Annotated in this window: 15 protein-coding genes; 5 read left to right on the forward strand and 10 right to left on the reverse strand. The window is 45.5% G+C overall.

Going from position 1 to position 19,847, the window contains the following annotated elements; genetic code table 11:
• The first annotated feature begins 174 nt into the window (after positions 1–174).
• The 5 genes from B2P60_RS05920 to B2P60_RS05940 all read left to right on the forward strand — a co-directional run bounded on the left by B2P60_RS05920 (position 175) and on the right by B2P60_RS05940 (position 4,524).
• Positions 175–1,008: an RnfABCDGE type electron transport complex subunit B gene (locus B2P60_RS05920; RefSeq protein WP_193005465.1), complete on the forward strand. Its 834-nt coding sequence runs from the start codon at positions 175–177 to the stop codon at positions 1,006–1,008.
• A gap of 102 nt (positions 1,009–1,110) precedes the next feature.
• A complete protein-coding gene (nth, locus tag B2P60_RS05925; RefSeq protein WP_286739980.1) occupies positions 1,111–1,806 on the forward strand; it encodes an endonuclease III in 696 nt (231 codons plus the stop codon).
• A 553-nt stretch (positions 1,807–2,359) separates the two neighbouring features.
• Positions 2,360–3,526 (forward strand): methionine adenosyltransferase, encoded by a 1,167-nt coding sequence (gene metK, locus B2P60_RS05930; RefSeq protein WP_193005500.1) that lies wholly within the window; start codon positions 2,360–2,362, stop codon positions 3,524–3,526.
• A gap of 72 nt (positions 3,527–3,598) precedes the next feature.
• The gene (locus B2P60_RS05935) at positions 3,599–3,958 is read left to right on the forward strand and encodes a DUF3144 domain-containing protein (protein WP_286739982.1); all 360 of its coding nucleotides are present in this window, start codon (positions 3,599–3,601) and stop codon (positions 3,956–3,958) included.
• Positions 3,959–4,206: 248 nt separating this feature from the next.
• Positions 4,207–4,524 (forward strand): hypothetical protein, encoded by a 318-nt coding sequence (locus B2P60_RS05940; protein WP_193005462.1) that lies wholly within the window; start codon positions 4,207–4,209, stop codon positions 4,522–4,524.
• Between the two features lie 260 nt (positions 4,525–4,784).
• On the opposite strand, the gene B2P60_RS05945 is transcribed toward B2P60_RS05940, so the two are convergent.
• From B2P60_RS05945 to B2P60_RS05990, 10 genes are all read right to left on the reverse strand, one after another.
• Entirely contained in the window at positions 4,785–6,437 is a 1,653-nt protein-coding gene (locus B2P60_RS05945; RefSeq protein ID WP_193005461.1) for a BCCT family transporter, read from the reverse strand.
• A gap of 230 nt (positions 6,438–6,667) precedes the next feature.
• Positions 6,668–8,311, reverse strand: coding sequence for a BCCT family transporter (locus B2P60_RS05950; RefSeq protein WP_193005460.1), 1,644 nt, complete (start codon positions 8,309–8,311; stop codon positions 6,668–6,670).
• Between the two features lie 215 nt (positions 8,312–8,526).
• Positions 8,527–9,780, reverse strand: a complete 1,254-nt coding sequence (locus B2P60_RS05955) for a PQQ-dependent sugar dehydrogenase (RefSeq protein WP_193005459.1) — start codon at positions 9,778–9,780, stop codon at positions 8,527–8,529.
• 172 nt (positions 9,781–9,952) lie between these two features.
• Complete coding sequence (gene clpB, locus B2P60_RS05960) at positions 9,953–12,550, reverse strand: ATP-dependent chaperone ClpB (protein ID WP_193005458.1); 2,598 nt, start codon at positions 12,548–12,550, stop codon at positions 9,953–9,955.
• A gap of 606 nt (positions 12,551–13,156) precedes the next feature.
• Positions 13,157–13,948 (reverse strand): SDR family NAD(P)-dependent oxidoreductase, encoded by a 792-nt coding sequence (locus B2P60_RS05965; protein WP_230708452.1) that lies wholly within the window; start codon positions 13,946–13,948, stop codon positions 13,157–13,159.
• A 37-nt stretch (positions 13,949–13,985) separates the two neighbouring features.
• Complete coding sequence (locus B2P60_RS05970; RefSeq protein WP_230708454.1) at positions 13,986–15,689, reverse strand: AMP-binding protein; 1,704 nt, start codon at positions 15,687–15,689, stop codon at positions 13,986–13,988.
• Between the two features lie 251 nt (positions 15,690–15,940).
• Entirely contained in the window at positions 15,941–17,059 is a 1,119-nt protein-coding gene (locus tag B2P60_RS05975) for a DNA topoisomerase IB (RefSeq protein ID WP_230708456.1), read from the reverse strand.
• Between the two features lie 356 nt (positions 17,060–17,415).
• On the reverse strand, positions 17,416–17,700 hold the full coding sequence (locus B2P60_RS05980) for a pyrimidine/purine nucleoside phosphorylase (RefSeq protein ID WP_230708458.1): 285 nt from the start codon (positions 17,698–17,700) through the stop codon (positions 17,416–17,418).
• A 41-nt stretch (positions 17,701–17,741) separates the two neighbouring features.
• Positions 17,742–18,837 (reverse strand): peptide chain release factor 2 gene (gene prfB, locus B2P60_RS05985; protein WP_230708460.1). Its coding sequence is split into 2 segments (ribosomal slippage): positions 17,742–18,764 and positions 18,766–18,837, totalling 1,095 coding nucleotides; the frame shifts between segments, so codons are not numbered across the junction.
• A 252-nt stretch (positions 18,838–19,089) separates the two neighbouring features.
• The gene (locus B2P60_RS05990; RefSeq protein ID WP_193005452.1) at positions 19,090–19,791 is read right to left on the reverse strand and encodes an HAD family hydrolase; all 702 of its coding nucleotides are present in this window, start codon (positions 19,789–19,791) and stop codon (positions 19,090–19,092) included.
• Positions 19,792–19,847: the final 56 nt, after the last annotated feature.

Genomic DNA, 19,847 nt, shown 5'->3' on the forward strand with positions numbered 1-19,847 from the left:
GTGGTTTAAACGTTATGTCTTTAAAATTACTGTTTTTGTTACAATCGTTTTGCTGATGGAAAATGCCTTTTGGCAACACGTTTCTGATACAAAACTCTGGTATCTCAGCCCTTTATTTTTATACTTATCATACTAATACCACCCTCTATTACTGGTATTAAGGTTTTTAATGACATGCAAAATAGCACCAATATCCGCTTAGTCAATCTGCCAATATTGTTCGATACATTGAGCATTGAAACACTGCCCGCTGATACACAGGCAAAGATTTCACGCATTGATGCTTGCTTGCCGCAGACGCAGTGCGGGCTTTGTGAGCATCCAGATGGGTGCCTACCGTATGCCGCTGCCATCGTGCTAGATGACGAACCGTACAATAAATGTGTCCCTGGCGGTCAGCCAGTGACCAATGCCATCGCTCAAATTGTTGCTCCTGATAGCGATAAAACGACGCTCAAAGCGGCGCCTTCGCAGTGGCCAATAGACGCGACATCTGAACGTCCTACCGAGGTACGCGCCGTTATCCGAGAAGATGATTGTATCGGCTGCACCAAATGTATTCCTGCCTGCCCTGTTGATGCGATCGTCGGTACTGGCAAGCACATGCACACTATCTTTACGGATTTATGTACTGGCTGTGAGCTGTGTATCGCTCCTTGTCCTGTTGATTGCATTGATTTGGTCACGATAGAGCGTGAGCTTTCTACCTCTGAACGCGCAACCGAGCAAGAAGACTTAAGACAGCGCTATCACACGCATCTAAGACGCGTGACCGACCAGCTTACTGATAGTAGCAACAGTAGACCTGTGGTCAGCATGGTAGAAGCCAAACTGAATAATGCTGCCAGTCAATCTTTCAACATCAGTGAAGCGCAAGCAAAAAACACCATTGCAGCGGCCAAACTACGCACTAAGATTAAAAAACTAGAAAAACAGCTAAGTGTCCGAGCCAATGATAAAAAACAAGCGGAGCTTGACGCACTACAAGCAGAGCTCGAAAGCCTATAAGTAGCGCCTTCATTACGAGATTGATACTTTAATAAATCAAACAGATAGTACATCTCGCCTATAATTTTGTATCACCACTCACTAACATAACAGCCAAACGCTATGAGTAAAACGGTCAAACATAAAACAGCCGACACACCGCCATCCAGACGCATGCCCAACCGCGATGTGCGACCATTCTTTGAAAAGCTGGCAGAGACAATTAAAGAGCCTGTCACTGAGCTCAATTATGACAGTAATTTTGAGTTGCTTGTGGCGGTTATACTATCTGCACAGGCAACGGATGTGAGCGTCAATATTGCCACCCAGCAGTTGTACCCCGTGGCCAATACGCCTGAGGCGATACTGGCACTGGGTGAAGACGGATTAAAATCCTATATCAAAAATATTGGCTTATACAACGCCAAAGCCAAAAATGTCATCAAGACCTGCCGTGATTTGATCGAAAATTTTGATAGTACAGTCCCCGATAATCGCAAAGATTTAGAATCACTGGCAGGCGTTGGACGAAAAACAGCCAATGTGGTCTTAAATACTGCCTTTGGTCAACCAACCATGGCGGTCGACACGCACATCTTTCGAGTAGGGAATCGCACTGGCCTTGCTACTGGAAAAAATGTACTCGTCGTTGAAAAAAATCTGGTCGAGCGTATTCCAGAAGACTTTATGGTTGATGCCCATCACTATCTTATTTTACACGGGCGCTATACCTGTCAAGCACGCACGCCCAAATGTGGCGCTTGTCCTGTCTATGACGAATGTATGTTTAAAGATAAAGCGTCTTTTTTAGAGTTATAATGTGCCAACAGTCTTAACCCAACCATGAATCTCAGTAAGTCTTCATTAAATGCCAACGTTTGCCGATAGCAAATGCCTTGTTGAGCATTTCTTATAGTAAAGCAAGTGCTGCTCACTAGAGTTTTATAGTATTTCAAGGTAGAATAACCCTATTTTATGTCCAGACATTGTGACAATCACCATGATTATAATAAGGTGATGAGCACAACAGTGACGGTATTTTAGGGTTAATTTTGGCTTAACGCTCTACAATTAAAGCTAATTAGTAACGTTTCTATGCGCCTACTGGTTGACTAATCGCGAGAGTCCGTCTTAGTCAAATTTATCACTATAAAAAAGCATTCTTTAAATTTGTATCATTGCCAAAAATTTGAATAGCAAGCTAAACGAGTTTGAGACAGCTAGTCATATTTTTTGGGATTGGTTCTATTACCAAAATCTAGCAACACCAATTATCTGCCAAGCAACTGATTGCACGGCCAACTTTAATCAAAGCGGCGCGCAGGCGTCATGCTTTTTCCTACCCTTATTGATTCAATTAAGCGATCCCATTATGCGTGAATACAACTTATTTACCTCCGAATCTGTGAGCGAAGGCCATCCTGATAAAATGGCTGACCAAATCTCAGACGCCATCCTTGACGCTATCTTACGTGAAGACCTACATGCACGCGTGGCATGCGAAACCTTGGTTAAGACGGGTGCGGTGATACTAGCAGGTGAAGTCACCACGACGGCAAATATCGATGTTGAGCGTATTGTGCGTGATACGGTGAATGGTATTGGCTATCATCATTCCGACTTAGGCTTTGATGGCGAAACTTGCGCAGTGATTAACATGCTTGGCAAGCAATCTCCTGAAATTGCCCAAGGGGTCGATCGCAGTGATCCTGAAGAGCAAGGTGCAGGCGATCAAGGTCTTATGTTTGGTTATGCCAGCAATGAAACTGAAGTCTTAATGCCTGCCCCTATTGAATTCGCTCATCGCTTGATGGAGCGTCAATCTGAGCTGCGCCGCGCAGGTGAGCTACCTTGGTTACGTCCGGATGCAAAGGCGCAAGTGACACTAAAATATGATGGTAATAAACCAGTGGCGATTGATGCCGTTGTGTTATCGACACAACATGATCCAAGCATCTCACAAACGGATCTGCAAGAAGCCGTTATGGAGTCTATCATCAAGCAAGTACTGCCAGCGGATCTACTGCATGCTGGTACACGCTACCACATCAATCCAACGGGTAAATTCGTCATTGGCGGCCCTGTTGGTGATGCAGGATTGACGGGTCGTAAAATCATCGTTGATACTTATGGTGGTATGGCGCGTCATGGTGGCGGTGCATTTAGTGGCAAAGACCCTTCAAAAGTGGATCGCAGTGCCGCTTATGCCGTTCGTTACGTTGCCAAAAATATCGTCGCAGCAGGACTGGCTGAGCGCTGTGAAGTACAAGTCAGTTATGCCATTGGGGTCGCTGAGCCAACCTCTATCTCTGTCAACACGTTTGGCACCAGCAAAATCAGTAATGATGAGATTATTCGTCTGATTCGCACGCATTTTGATCTGCGCCCTTATGGCATTACTCGCATGCTAAACTTACTGCAGCCAATGTATCAGCAAACGGCCACTTTCGGTCATTTTGGTCGCCCAGGCTCAGAAACTGCCTTTACATGGGAAAAAACAGACAAAGCTGAGGTCTTAAAAGCAGACGCTGGTTTATAACATAATCGTTTAAAACCATATGCAAATCGTCTTTATAAACTCAAAATCCCCGACACTTATTAGGAGTCGCTTATGTCTCAAGACAGCAACACTCAAGACAACAATGTTGATACAAACATTGAGATCACCCCTGAAATGCAGGCATTTTATCAACGCGCTGATGCCATCATCGGTGTCGCCAACAGTCAACTAGGACCAGAAGCACATTCAGGACAAGTAGGCGCTTCGCTATTGTACGCAGCAGCACGTTACAGTGCTTCAGTCGCTTCTATCGGTTTTGTCAAAGGCGACGATTTTGCCAAAGAAAAAGACGATATCGTTGAGTTTTATGTTAAACAATATCGCCAAATGTTAAGCGACAACCTGACTGATTATGCGCAAAACTTTGATAAATATGTACAAATCAATCAAGACGATAAGTCAGCTGAATAAAACGTTCTAACGCGTTTGATACCTTACCGTTAAATCAGTGGTGCTATAATCGTAATATTAGAACCCAAGCTCTATACTGAGCTTGGGTTTTTTGGTCATTGTTTAAGATTTATTGACTTACTGTGCCTGACTATAGATAGCCATCTACAAATGCGCTACTATAAATGCGAAACGGCAGTTTATCAAAATATGAAAACTGCCTATCGACAATAGGACATTATTACACTCATTTATAAGGACATATCATTATGATCAACCTGCTCAAATCTTCATTGTTTGGCTTAACCCTGACAATGGCATTAGCAAGCTGTAGCTACCTGCCCAGCTCAGTGACGCCTGATACTACGCCTACCCAACCGACCAATGCCCAAAATTCGCTACCTGACGGCCCTTTTACTCAGTGTCCCCCAGCTAGCTCTGCAGATACCATGTGTACCATGCAGTATGATCCTGTCTGCGTAAAAACTCAGGTTGGCTCAGTCATCAGCTATCGTACAGCAGGGAATGCCTGTTCAGCCTGCGGTAAACCTGAAGCAGTAGGCTATGTAAAAGGTGAATGTAACTAGTCTATAGCTGGTTCAATTTAAAAGGAATAAAGTAAATCTGGGATAAATCTTGCGCAGCCTATGTCACGCCTGTGAGCAGCAAACAAGAAAAATCTATCCCATTAGCACAGACATATTCACGTATCGATTGTATTTTTAACTGACGATATCTTAAATTGTCTACCCAGCCTTACTTTTTCGTTGGCTATCAAACGCCCATAAAAATACCCAGCTGATAATAAGCTGGGTATCTTATAGACATCATGTACAACGGCTAGCGTTTAGACGTCTTTTTCAAGCACAGGTGGCCCTTTTAACAAGTTTTCATCAGGGAACTCATTCGCTGAATTGTGTTCCGCCGATTCTTCAGTCGTGTACCACTGCTGGTTACGGTACAAAATCAAGCGGTCTCGGCTCAGACCACGCAACAAAGAATACATCATAATCACAATAACCACAGCAAACGGAAATCCTGAAACGATAGACGCTGCCTGTAATGCACCTAGACCGCCAGCTGCCAATAAAACCGCTGCAATCACCCCTTCCGTACCTGCCCAAAATAAACGCTGAATTTTTGGCGGATTGGTATCGCCCCCTGAAGTCAGCATATCAATGACAAAACTGGCCGAGTCCGATGACGTCACAAACCACAGGACAATCATCACAATAATCAATAATGATATCGCGTCTGTAAAAGGGTATAGCTCCATCAACTTAAAGATAGCACTACCTGTATCCGCTTTTACGGCTTCAACAAGACCTGGACTTGCCATGTCCGGAGTGATTGCTGCCATTAGCTCCATGTTGACTGCCGAGCCGCCAAAGGCAGTAAACCATATAAATAGGATCGTCACAGGGATCAGTAACACACCCAATATAAACTCACGAATAGTACGGCCACGCGAGATACGCGCGACAAACACACCAACAAATGGTGACCAGCTGATCCACCACGCCCAATAGAATATGGTCCAATATGACTGCCAGTTATCTTCACCCTCATACGACTCAGTCCACGTACCTAATGGAATGACTTGGTGCAGATAATTACCGACATTTTCAATAAAACTATTCAGTATGAACTGGGTAGGTCCTAAGATAATGACAAAGCTTAGGAGTACGACCGTCAAAAAGATATTGATATCACTTAAACGCTTGATTCCTTTATCCAGTCCCATCATCAAGGATAAAGCCGCAAGACCTGTAATGAGAGCAATCAAAACAATCTGAGTCGTAATACTATTAGGAATACCAAACAACGTATCAAGACCAGAATTGATCTGTAGTACGCCAAGACCCAGTGTCGTCACTACCCCAAACATCGTCCCAAAGACTGCTAGCGTATCGACGGTATGACCCATAGGTCCGTAGATTTTTTTACCGATTAAAGGATAAAGGGTTGAGCGGATGGCCAATGGCAAACCAACACGGTAGTGAAAATAAGCCAATGCCAAAGCGACGATGCCATAGATTGCCCACACATGAAAACCATAATGCAAGAATGAAATATTCATCGCAAGTTTGGCCGCTTCTATGGTCTGTGCCTCGCCCAGCGGCGGGGCCATAAAGTGATACAACGGCTCTGCTGTTCCCCAATATAGCAAGCCAATACCGATACCTGCCGAAAACAACATACCAATCCAAGACACTAAATTGTACTCAGGTCTCTCTGTCTGATGACCGAGCCTAATATCGCCGTAGCGACTAAATATCAAATACACACTCATCAGTAGGGCTAAATTAACCACCACAATAAAGAACCAACCAAAGCGTAAAGAAACAAATGCTTTTGCTTGGTTAAAGACGATCTCTGCTTGTTCGTTAAATAACGCACCAAAGATAATGAATACCACAATCAAAAGCGCTGACGTTAAAAATACAGGTTTGTTTACCCGCGGAAAAGGGCCTAAGCGGCCAACTTTTACATGATCCATAGGTATTTTCCCAAAAAAGTGCGCCACCATAACAAGGTCTGAGCCAATTATCAAATGTAACACCTTCAAAACAGAGTTTAATACCTAGAAATGATAGAGATATATTGAATCTTATGTTAGCCAAAGCATCTTGCTTCTCAATAAACTCATCTCACTCATTGCAATAAATAAGCCCCAATTTACGAATAAATTGGGGCTTATAGGAACGGCTTGACAGGCTGTTTTACTTATTAGTCACCTTTAACTATCTTAGGCGGCCCTTTTAGTAAATGCTCGTCAACGAACTCATTGGCCGAATTGTGATCCGCTGACTCATCCGTAATAAAGCTCTGCTGAGCGCGATACAAAATCAGACGATCACGACTAAGACCCCGTAATAACGCGTACATCATCACAAACACCACCAACGCAAATGGCAGTCCTGCTACGATGGCAGCCGCCTGTAGTGCCCCCAGTCCACCAGCCGCAAGTAAAATAGCAGCAATAACTCCTTCTGTCGTGGCCCAAAACAAACGCTGGATCTTTGGTGGATTGGTATCGCCACCAGCGGTCAACATATCAATGACAAAACTTGCCGAGTCTGACGACGTCACAAACCAAAGCATGATCATAACCACCACCAGTAACGTAATCGGTTTCGCCAACGGATAGTACTCGACCAATTTAAAGATGGCACTACCGGTATCTGCTTGTACCGCTTCAACCAGTCCTGGACTAATGCCCGTCACAGCAGAAGCAAGCTCCATATGAATCGCAACGCCACCAAAGGTCGTGAACCAAAAGAATAAAATCAGCATAGGGATCAGCAGCACCCCAAGTGTAAACTCACGAATAGTACGACCACGAGAGATACGGGCAATAAATATACCGACGAATGGGGCCCAACTGACCCACCATGCCCAATAAAATATCGTCCAACCACTCTGCCAATCCGTCCCACTATAAGACTCACCCCACGTACCTAGCGATACAACCGATGTGAGATAATTTCCAATATTTTCGATAAAGCTATCAAAGATAAAGAGTGTCGGTCCCAAAATGACCATGAATGCCAATAAAATGACCGTAAACCCAATATTAATGTCACTAAGACGCTTAATACCTTTGTCTAAACCCATCATGACAGAAGCCGCTGCAAGCGCTGTGATAAAAGCAATCAAAGCAAACTGCACAGTGATACTGTTAGGCAGACCAAACAGCTTCTCGAGTCCAGCATTGATCTGCATCACCCCAAGCCCAAGTGAGGTAACCACACCAAACATCGTCCCAAACACTGCCAAGATATCGACCGTGTGCCCCCATCGACCATAAATCCTTTTGCCAAGCAAAGGATATAGTGTCGATCGAATCGATAAAGGTAAGCCACGGCGGAAATGAAAATACGCTAAGGATAACGCCACAACCGTATAAACGGCCCAAGCGTGTAAACCCCAGTGCACAAATGAGATGTTCATCGCTTGCTTTGCTGCCGCCACTGTTTCTGCTTCACCCATTGGCGGTGCCATGAAATGGTACAGTGGCTCTGCGGTACCCCAGTAGACCAAACCAATACCAATACCGGCGGAAAACAACATGCCAATCCATGAAAACAGATTGTACTGTGGTCGCTCGGTTTGATTGCCTAACCGAATGTCACCATAACGGCTCATGGCTAAGTAAATACAGAGTACAAGCGCCACATTGACTAAGATAATAAAAAGCCAACCGAATTTATCGGTAATAAAATTTTGTAAGAAACTAAAGAGTGCCCCTGCTGTTTCGGTAAAAAATGCTCCGAAAATAATAAATCCAATAATCAACAGTGACGATGTAATAAACACAGGTTTACTCACCCGTGGAAAAGGGCCTAAGCGGCCAACTTTTACATGGTCCATTTTTTTATTAGCCTTAATTTTTTAGGAGACTAACCTTAACAAGGTAACTGACAACTATCAAATTTAATTCGAGTATTCACGAGTTCTCTATCGAGAGAACCCGCTTATATTATCCTTGCTATCTCAGACCATACATTACAAAAATAGAGTATCTGGGGAGGAGTACATCCGTAGCAGTCCACCTATCGAATTTTTAGCGGCAAATATAGCGTTGTCTATTTCGGTGACAGTCGTAACAGATTACTGTCGCTACCATCTTCTAACATCCACACCTGCCCATCTACTGCCAGTACACTACGAATACGCTCGCCCATATCATAGCGATAGCGCTCAGAAGCGGTGTTGTCATCATTCACATCAACCACAATAAGGGCTTTCGATGACAATCCACCCATCAGAAAATCACCGCGCCACGCTGGAAAGTCATTGTGCGTGCCAGCCGTATACTTGCTCATGGATGACGGGGAAATCACAGGCGTCCACGAAATCTTTGGCGCGGCAAATTTAGGATGCGTATCATGATCTGGGATTGGCGTACCTGAGTAATTGCGACCATTTGACACCACGGGCCAGCCATAATTATTACCGGACTCAATGAGGTTAAACTCATCGCCGCCCCTTGGACCCATTTCGTGCGCCCATAATCTGCCACTATCATCGAACGCCATGCCCAGTACATTACGGTGACCGATGCTCCAAAATTGAGCAGCCACCTCATTGGAATTGTCTACAAATGGATTGTCTGCGGGCACCGAACCATCAGGATACAACCGAATGATTTTACCCAAATTCATGGACATATCTTGTGCTGGTTCTTTTTTTTGGCGTTCACCTGAGCTGATATATAAGTACTGACCATCAGGTGAAAAGAGTAAGCGGTGACTATAATGAGCTTGCCCTTTCACTTTTGGCTTCTGCTGCCAAATCGATGTAATCTCCTGCAAGCTTGGCGAACTGGTGTTTAATCCCGTCAATCTGGCTTTTATTACCTTGGCACCAAACTTATTGCGCTCGCCGCCTTTGCCCGCTTCTGCATAGCTTATATATAGGTTATTAGAAGTCGCAAAGTCAGGGGCAAGGATAATGTCTCCGAGACCGCCCTGCCCGCCATAGGCCACGTTCGGTACACCAGTGATGGCTGTCTTAACGCCTGTTGCGGTGTTGACCACAAACAACTCACCCGACTTTTGCGTCACAAGCAGTTTTAGCGGTTCATTGTCAAGCTTAGGGAGCGCCGTCATGGCCCAAGGCTCAGAAAAAGTAGCAACGGCTTTCGTGGTAAAGGCGGGTTTTTCAGAACTCATTGGTGAGTCTGTAGCAGAGGTTTTTACTTCTTTGTACTCTGTCGATTCTGCATTGGTGCTGACTGCCGATTGATTGGAGCAAGCGGCGTTACTAAACAAGAGCCCTGCTATGATGATCGGCAAGGTTAATGGCGCGCTTATATATTTTTTGGTAGATACCGTCATTTTTTCTTCTCCATTCATTTTACATTTGTACTGTTAAAGCCTATCTTATTTATAGCATAGTAACCGTGTCTAAACGGTAAAAATAATAGTACATCACACAAAAACCCCTTACCTGCGATAGCAAGTAAGGGGTTGATTTTCCTATTTAAAAACAGCCTTGTAGTGTTTAGTATTAGCTCATTCTAAGTTTGTCAAAAACCAGCTTATCATCCGCCCCAACATCGACTTTGATAATGTCACCGGCGACAAAATCACCCGCCAGCAATTTGAGTGACAATGGGTTTTCGATCTCTTGCTGAATGGCACGTTTGAGTGGTCGCGCACCATATACAGGATCGTAGCCGACCGCCACTAGCTTGTTCATCGCATCGGCTGATAGTTCGATATCCATCTCACGCTCATGCAAGCGCTTGCGCAATCGATCCAACTGAATGTCAGCGATGCCTGCCATCTGTGACATACCAAGCGGATGGAACACCACAATCTCGTCAATCCGGTTGACGAACTCTGGGCGGAAATGCTGCCCCACCGACTCCATCACCTCAGCTTTGATATCATCATAGCTTTCACCAACCATCTCTTGGATTTTATGCGAACCCAAATTACTGGTCATGATGATAACCGTATTTTTGAAGTCCACCACGCGACCCTGTGAGTCCGTTAAGCGGCCGTCATCCAATACTTGTAGCAAGATATTGAACACATCAGGGTGCGCTTTTTCAACTTCATCAAACAAAATCACACTATAAGGCTTACGGCGTACGGCCTCGGTTAATGCGCCACCTTCTTCATAGCCGACGTACCCTGGAGGCGCACCCACCAAGCGGCTGACGCTATGCTTCTCCATGTATTCGCTCATGTCGATACGTACGATCGCATCTTCACTATCAAACAAGAAGTTCGCAAGCGACTTGGTCAACTCCGTTTTACCGACACCAGTAGGGCCTAAGAATAAGAACGAGCCTGACGGGCGATTGGGATCAGACAATCCTGCCCGACTACGGCGTACCGCATTGGCTACCGCTTCGACCGCCTCATCTTGACCAATCACACGCTCATGGAGTTTTTCTTCCATTGCGAGCATCTTGTCACGTTCGCCTTGCATCATTTTACTCACAGGGATGCCAGTCGCTGCGGCAACCACTTCAGCAATTTCATTGTCCGTGACTTTATTACGTAGCAGTTTCACAGAGCTGTCTTCACCTGTCTGCTCTTTTTGTTCCGCCAGATCAGACTCCGTAATACGGCGCTCTAACTGCGGAATGGTCTCGTACTGTAGCTTACTCATGGTCTCATAGTCGCCTTCACGACTGGCTTTATCATAAGCAATACGCGCTTTATCCAGCTCGTCTTTTAGCTGCTGACTGCCTTTGACGAGTGCTTTCTCTGCTTGCCAAATCTCGTTGAGATCAGCGTATTCTTTTTCTAGCTCTTCAATTTGCGCATCGAGCACTTTACGCTCTGCTTGTGCGCCCGCGTCTTCTTCATTTTTCAAGACTTCGCGCTGCATTTTCAGCTGAATCAAACGACTGTCCAGCTTACCCAATGCTTCAGGCTTGCTATCCATCTCCATACGTAAGCGGCTGGCTGCCTCATCAATCAAATCAATCGCTTTATCCGGTAGCTTACGATCGGTAATATAACGATGACTCATACGAGCGGCCGCAATAATCGCGCTGTCCTGAATATCAACCCCATGATGCAGCTCATAACGCTCTTTGAGACCACGTAAAATCGCAATAGTGTCTTCAACTGTTGGCTCATCGACCATGACTTTTTGAAAACGACGTTCAAGCGCCGCATCTTTTTCGATATATTGGCGATATTCGTCCAATGTCGTGGCACCAACGCAATGCAGCTCACCACGAGCAAGCGCTGGTTTTAGCATATTGCCCGCATCCATCGCGCCATCTGACTTGCCAGCCCCAACCATCGTGTGCAGCTCATCAATGAACAAGATGACATTGCCTTCTTGCTTGGCCAAGTCGCTGAGCACTGCTTTGAGACGCTCTTCAAACTCACCGCGGAATTTTGCGCCCGCAATCAATGCCCCTAAGTCAAGCGACAGCACTTCTTTACGGCGTAAACCTTCGGGTACATCGCCATTGATGATTTTTTGTGCCAAGCCTTCAACGATAGCCGTTTTACCAACGCCTGGCTCCCCAATCAGCACAGGATTGTTTTTGGTACGACGGGAGAGTACTTGAATGGTACGGCGAATCTCTTCGTCACGGCCAATCACGGGGTCAAGCTTTCCCTGCTCCGCCTGCTCAGTCAGGTTGATCGTATATTTATTCAACGCATCTCGCTGATCTTCAGCATTTTGATTGTTCACTGTCTCATCACCACGCAATTGCTCAATGACCGCTTTTAATTTGCTCGCCGTCACGCCAGCACTTTCAAATATTTTTTTGGTTTCGCCTTGCTCAGCGAGTGCCAACATCACCCACTCAGTAGCAATAAAATCATCACCTTCTTTTTGTGCTTGGCGATCTGCTAAGTTTAGAATTTTTACTGAGTTTGGGTTTAAATTAACGTCGCCTGTCGGCTCGCTAATCGTTGCTTGATTGTCCAATGCCTTTGCCACGCCATTCTTTAACGCTGGGATAGAGGCGCCCGCTTGTTGGCAAATAGACAAGTTGGATTCATCTTGTAGCAATACAGCCAGCAGGTGCACAGGATCTATGCCGGTATGATCGCGGCCTAACGCTAGGCTTTGTGCTTCTTGAATGGCAGATTGCAGTTTTTGGGTAAACTTTTCGAACCTCATTATGGTGTCCTTTTATAATTAGTATTTTTAGTCAGTTGATATGAAATAAGATACTGGAAATACGGTATTTATCACCAATTTTCACAAGTATCCATCACTATTAGCTGTTATCTATATAGGGGGTAACGTGCCAGATTTCAACTCATCTATATAAGCTGTCAACCATAAACAATGACTTATTAGTAAGTAGCAAAAAAACCATTGCTTCGTGGTCTTGTTGCATAGCCTTGTTTCATGGCACATAAACCCCTACTAATTGTGATGATATCATCATAGAACATTAATAGGCACATTAAGCAGGTATTTCAAGAGTATAAATTAAAAACAGTGAGAAGAAGGTTTACTCAATACTACAGAGAAAATAAAGCGTTGATTTAAGAGAAGATCTACCAAAAACTTTGGATAGCAGTTTGGCGCTTATAGGTAAAAAACTGTGTGTATAGGTAAGAAGCTGCGTATAAAAAATGACACAGGCTTGGAGCCTTATCATTAACCCGGGCAGCAGTTAATCATATTATCTCAAAGCGCTATGTCAGTCTTTGTACAAAAGTGATGAATAAAACAAGAAAGATAAACTCAAAGGAAATTGGCAGTGCTTAAAAAGCACTACACCATACGAATCGCTCCGTCTAGACGAATAACCTCGCCGTTTAGATAAGCATTGTCAATGATGTGTGTGACCAATTTGGCAAATTCATTTGGATTACCTAAACGCTTAGGATAAGGCACACCAGCCTCTAACTGCTCACGCGCTTTTTCAGGGATACTTTGCATCATCGGCGTAGCAAAGACACCTGGTGCGATGGTCATGACACGGATACCATGACGCGCAAGCTCACGAGCAAGCGGTAAGGTCAAACCAACCACGCCCGCTTTGGACGAAGCATAACTGGCTTGACCCACTTGACCATCAAAGGCCGCGATAGAAGCTGTGTTAATAATGACACCCTGATCGATGTTATTTTCTACAGTGGCTCCTGCATGACTATCATGAGCCACACGCTTCGCAATACTGGCCGCGACCAAACGCGCGACGTTAAAAGAACCCACAAGGTTGATATTCACCCCGCGACTAAAGGACTCAAGATCCGCTGGATTATTGTCACGATCCAGCAGCTTTTGCACGACAGCGATCCCAGCGCAATTAACCGACCCTTGCAGGCCGCCAAACGCTTTTTCAGCCATATCAACTGCCGCTTGCACCTCATCGCCACGGGTCACATCACAACGGACAAAACGCGCGCTATCACCCAACTCATCGACCAATGCTTGCCCAGCAGAGCCATTGAGATCAGCGATAACGACGTTGCCGCCTTGAGCAATGATGGCACGTACCACTGACTCGCCAAGACCCGATGCGCCACCTGTCACCAAAAAGCTGTGTTGTTCAATTTGCATGATTGTTCCTTACTTTTTTATTTTGAGTTGATTGTGTCTACGCCGCAGACAAACTGCGCAGTAAAAAGCGCTGAATTTTGCCACTGGGTGTCTTTGGTAACTCTGCCACAAACTCAACCTCACGCGGATAAGCATGAGTCGACAAACGTTTGCGTACGAGATCTTGAATTTGCTGAGCAATCTCGTCACTACCCACGATGCCCTCTTTTAGTACCACATACGCCTTGATGGTATGCCCACGCACCTCATCTGGTACACCCACAGCAGCTGACTCCGCGACTGCCTCATGCTCTAACACGGTGTTTTCGACATCGGTGGGACCCACGCGGTAGCCTGCTGTAATGATAATATCGTCATCGCGCCCTGAGAACCAGTAGCTGCCATCACTATGACGCTCGACCACATCACCCGTTAGGTAGTAGTCACCAGCAAACGCCTGCTTTTCATTCCAGCTATAACCACGGAAGTAAAACGCGGGCGATTGACTGACCACAACGGCCAACTGCCCTTGCTCCCCATCAGGCAACACAGTCAAATCATCATCTAGTACCACGAGTGTATGCCCAGGTAGCGCCATACCCATCGAACCCACTGGACAATCATGTACCAGTGCATGATGCTCACAGCACGTCATGCCAGTTTCTGTTTGACCGTACTGATCACATACCTTGCAGTTTAAGTAGGTTTCCACCCAATTGACCACCTCGGTATTTAAAGTCTCTCCTGCTGAGTTGGCGCAGCGTAGCGATAGCTTGGCATTGGCCTCGTCATGAGCGTTCTCAAATACGCCACTAGACTTCATCATGCGAAACGCGGTTGGTGAAGAGGCCAAATTGGTAATCTGATGACGCGCCATAAAGTCACGAGTATTGGTTGCATCAAACCCAGCTTCATTGAAATAAGTAGTGACGCCCAATAATAACGGCCCTGTAATAGCATAGTACAACCCATATGCCCAGCCCGGATCTGCCATATTCCAATAGTGATCCTCTTCGCGTAAGTCAATGGCATAACGCATATACAAATAAAAGGCAGGTAACGCTGCCAACGGGACGCTGACGCCTTTAGATTTCCCCACCGTACCCGAGGTAAACATCTGCAAAAATGGGGCATCAGTATCGAGCAATACAGGTTCTATCGTCTGCGACTGTGCAGCCATGGACTGGCTATAGTGATCATCGCCCCATGTTTGCGCGTCTGCTGCCTCGCCGACCAATACCATTTTGGTTTGCTCAGCCAAGTCTTCAAATTTGCCGCGATTATCGACATTGGTAAAGACGACTTTGGTATCGGCCTTGTCCATCCGGTACTTGATAGAATCGTAGCCAAAAGCGGTAAATAGTGGCTGATACACGGCACCGATACGCCATATTGCTAGTACGATGGTCAACAGCTCAGGCGTACGTGGTAGCATGGTCGCCACCTTATCGCCCGCTTTTACGCCATAAGACTGTAATAAGTTGGCAACTTGCGCACTTGCCTGATCCAGCTCAGCAAAGCTCATGCGCGTCACATTGCCCGCTGTATCTTCATGTACCAGCGCGATGTTATCAGCGCGGCCATCGCGTACATGACGGCCACAACAAGCCATATAGGCATTTAGGCGATCGTCTAAGTGCTCACCAAAGATTTCCGTCAACAGTGTATTCATGTCGAAATTATTATAATAATCGGTATAATTTTTTGGTGTGACTGAAGCATCTGCATCGGTAACAGTAGAGGTTTGAGAGGTGATGTTCATAAGCTAATCCTTTAGCAATAGCAGGTAACGGTTAAAATGGGGTGATGATGGTAAGACGGTCACATCCTATGCCCGTTTGATAGATTCGTATTTAACGTGCTCTATTAGTAACGCATTTCTATAATTATTTCAATACATAACGTATCATTTTTATTTTGTCATCCTATGTGGTTGATAAAACTTATTCATGGATAGGTAAAAGAATGCGTCTAAACGCGCAAATCTGGTGCTTTAACGCCACTACGCGTGCCTTAAACGTCAGCACGCAAAAACCCAAGCAGCGCTTTCTCTTCGCAGTTTTGGTATTGATTGGTATGGCCACGGCGTGCCTGTTTATAAGGCTCGAAAAATTGCCCTGCTAAAAATCGCTCAATAATCCTAGGATTAATATAAGAGGCGCGGCAGACAGCTGGCGTATTGCCTAGCGCTTCTGCCACACTTTTCACCATATCAGTGATCAGTTGTTGGCGCTCATTGCTGTTGGGCGCGCTGGCTAATATGGCTTTGCCTGCGGACGTTTGCAGTTCATCATACAAGTGACTGGCCGCCAAAACACTGGCCATCCACGTACGAAAATCCTTTGCACTGTACATCTCGCCACTGCTGTCATTGGTGCAAATGTGTGTCCGTAGATACTCATTGATGTCGCTACTATCGACGACTTGCTTGTGACCATGCTCATCCAAATACTTAAAAACCTGATAGCCTGGCAAATCAGAGCACGCTTGTACAATCTCAATCAAACGCTCATCTTGCAATTCAACGTGATGCTCCTTGGCACTTTTACCAACGAAATCAAACGCCAGACCCGTGTCCGTTTCACTCACATGCTTACTCCGTAAGGTACTAAGACCGTAGCTTTTATTCAGCTTGGCATAACGGCTATTGCCGATACGTATCAAGGTGGTCTCTAATAATTTGACCACCGCCGCGAGGACATTGGCTCGTGATAGCGGCGTCGCCTCCAAGTCTTTTTCGACTTGGGCACGCAAGTTTGGCAATGCCTCTGCAAACCCTATCATCGCATCAAACTTGGCTTGGTCGCGTACGCGATCCCACTCTGGATGATACAGATACTGTTTACGTGCTTTCTCATCGCGCCCAGTCGATTGCAGGTGACCTTTTTCGTCTTGGCATATCCACACCTCTGTCCACATAGGCGGTATTACCAGCGCCTCAAAGCGCTGACGCAGTGCTTTGTCTTTCACTGTTTTGCCAGTCGCGTCACGATAGGTAAAACCGCGCCCCCAACGCCTGCGCTCGTAGCCTGGCTCATCATCACTAACATAGCGTAAATTCGCTAGCCGAGCCAAGTGTTCATAATCATGGCGCACATCTTGCTTGCCCGTTTGCTCATTTACTTTGGTCATAAAAACACTCGTTTGAGACATTAGACGTTTTAGCTTAATAAACGACGGTTTTTTTTGCTGTTTATTTGCCACGGATAAAGTGTAATCCTGTGTAAAAACCTATTTTGACAATTGGCGCTCATCTTTGGAGGCTTTCAAATTAGTACTAAAAAAAACGCCAAGCGATAAACACTTGGCGTTGATTGTAATAAATACAGCTTTAACCTAAAAAATGCTACTATCAGTACAAAATAGCATGGATACGCTAATATTGACGCGCTGCTGGAATACATTTTGCGCAGCCGCTGTCAGCGTAGACACAGCAAGCAAGTAACCTTTATTTCGCAGCTATGTATCATTTTTATAGTGAATTAACGTTACTTACCATAAACGCATAAGTAAGCCGTTTCTACGTCGACTTTGACGTTGAAGGTTTTATTGGCATCAACGGTAAACTGCTCGCCAGCACTAAACGTTTGCCACTCGTCACCTTCCGGTAGCTTGACGGTCAAGGCTCCGCTGACCACACTCATGGTCTCAAATTCACTGGTGCCAAATTCGTACTCACCAATTTCCATCACCCCAACGGTAGCCGGTTTGGTCGCTGTTTGAAAGGCGATAGACGTTACTTTATCGTCAAAATACTTGTTCACGCTTAGCATAATGTGTCCTTAATGAGATTTTAAATGTTTCAAAGTTATTTTTACAGACCTGCTTTTAAACTCGCTTCAATAAATTGATCAAGGTCACCATCTAACACGGCACCCGTGTTAAAGGTTTCAACGCCCGTACGCAAGTCTTTGATACGCGAGTCATCCAGTACATAAGAGCGTATTTGACTGCCCCAGCCTACGTCAGATTTATTGTCTTCGACCGCTTGCTGTTTTTCCATGCGTTTTTGCATCTCAAGCTCATAGAGCTTAGCACGTAGCATCTTCATCGCGGTGGCTTTGTTGCCGTGTTGGCTACGCTCGTTTTGACAAGTTACTACCACGCCTGAAGGCTCATGGGTGATACGAACGGCAGAGTCAGTGGTGTTCACGTGCTGACCACCGGCACCTGATGAGCGATAAGTATCAATGCGTAAATCTGCTGGATTGATATCAATCTCGACATTATCATCAATTTCAGGAGACACAAAAACCGCAGCAAATGACGTATGACGACCATTATTACTATCAAACGGTGACTTACGGACGAGACGATGCACGCCAATCTCGGTACGAAGCCAACCAAAGGCATAGTCGCCCTTAATCTCAATCGTCGCTGATTTAATCCCAGCAACACTGCCTGCCGATACTTCTATCACATCCACCTTAAAGCCATGTGCTTCGGCCCAGCGTGTATACATCCGCAGCAGCATCTCTGCCCAGTCTTGCGCTTCGGTGCCGCCACTGCCCGACTGAATGTCCAAATAGCAATTGTTCGGGTCCATCTCACCGCTAAACATGCGGCGAAACTCTAAATCAGCCACGCGCGTCTCAGCGTGATCCAGCTCCGCTTGCACATCGGCAAGTAGCGACTCATCTTCAGCTTCTACCGCCAGCTCAAGCATGGCAGACGCATCTTCTAGCGTGGTTTCAAGCGAGACCACCACATCGAGGACCCCATCAAGATGACTTTTTTCTTTATTGATCTTGGTCGCACGCTCTGGATCATTCCAAAGCTCAGGGTTTTCTAACTCTAAATTGACTTCTTCTAGGCGTTCTTGCTTACCATCGAAGTCAAAGATACCTCCGCAAGTCCTGTCCGCGCTCAGACAAGTCTTTGATTTTTTCTTGATACGGGTTGATTTCCATAAATAGTCCTGTGCTTTTTTAATAAAAATAAATAACTATAGTCGGTACAAAATAAAATTGATACGTAAATAGTGACGCGCTGCTGACATAAATGTTGCGCAGCCTCTGTCAGCGTAGACACAGCACGCAAGTAACATTTATATCAGCAGCTATGTTGTATCCTGTTGATAGTGAATGAACGCTAGGGCGCTAGTTTAAATTAGATTGACGCTAAATAGTTGGCTAATTGTGACTCTCCCCACATTAAACACCCTATAGTGACCAATCCTCCACTGCCCAGCGATGCGCTAAGGCATGCGCATGTAGTGCCTCATCAGGTGACACACAGACCGCCACATCGGCCCATTCCAATAATGGAATGTCATTTTTAGAGTCTGAATACGCATAAGTCTTCTCAAACGTTATGCCAGCCACTTGCTGCTTATTTAGCCACTTATCTAAATGATATATCTTACCTGCTTGAAAATTTGGTTTATCGGTGAGCTTACCCGTATAACGCTCATTTTTTATTTCCAGCGGCGTTGCCAATACATTGGCTTTTGCAATACCAAACCGTTTGGCAATCGCAGACACCACAAAATCATTGGTGGCAGAAATAATCACCACATCGTGCCCTTGCTCGATGTGCTGACAGAGCACCTCCATCGCTTTTGGGCGGATATGCGGCTCAATCTCAGACTTGATATAGTCTTCTCTTAGCTCATCAAGCCGATCCAACGGCAAGCTACTCAAAAACTGCGCGACAAATTCGTTGTATTCTGTCGCATCCAGTGTGCCTTCGATATAGTCTTGGTAAAACTTCTGGTTGGCCGTGCGATATTCGGCTTCGTCGACGAGGTTATGCTTGACGATATATTCGCCCCACAGATAGTCGCTATCGACATCGAGCAACGTATGGTCTAAGTCAAAAAGTGCCAGTTCTTTTTGCGCATTTTGGAATTGTGTCGCCTGCATAGAGGTGCCTTAATTTTGTTTATTAAAGAGTGGGGCGTGTTGAACATTCATAATTT

This window comes from Psychrobacter sp. UBA3068 (assembly GCF_002366815.1).
Taxonomy (GTDB): domain Bacteria; phylum Pseudomonadota; class Gammaproteobacteria; order Pseudomonadales; family Moraxellaceae; genus Psychrobacter; species Psychrobacter namhaensis.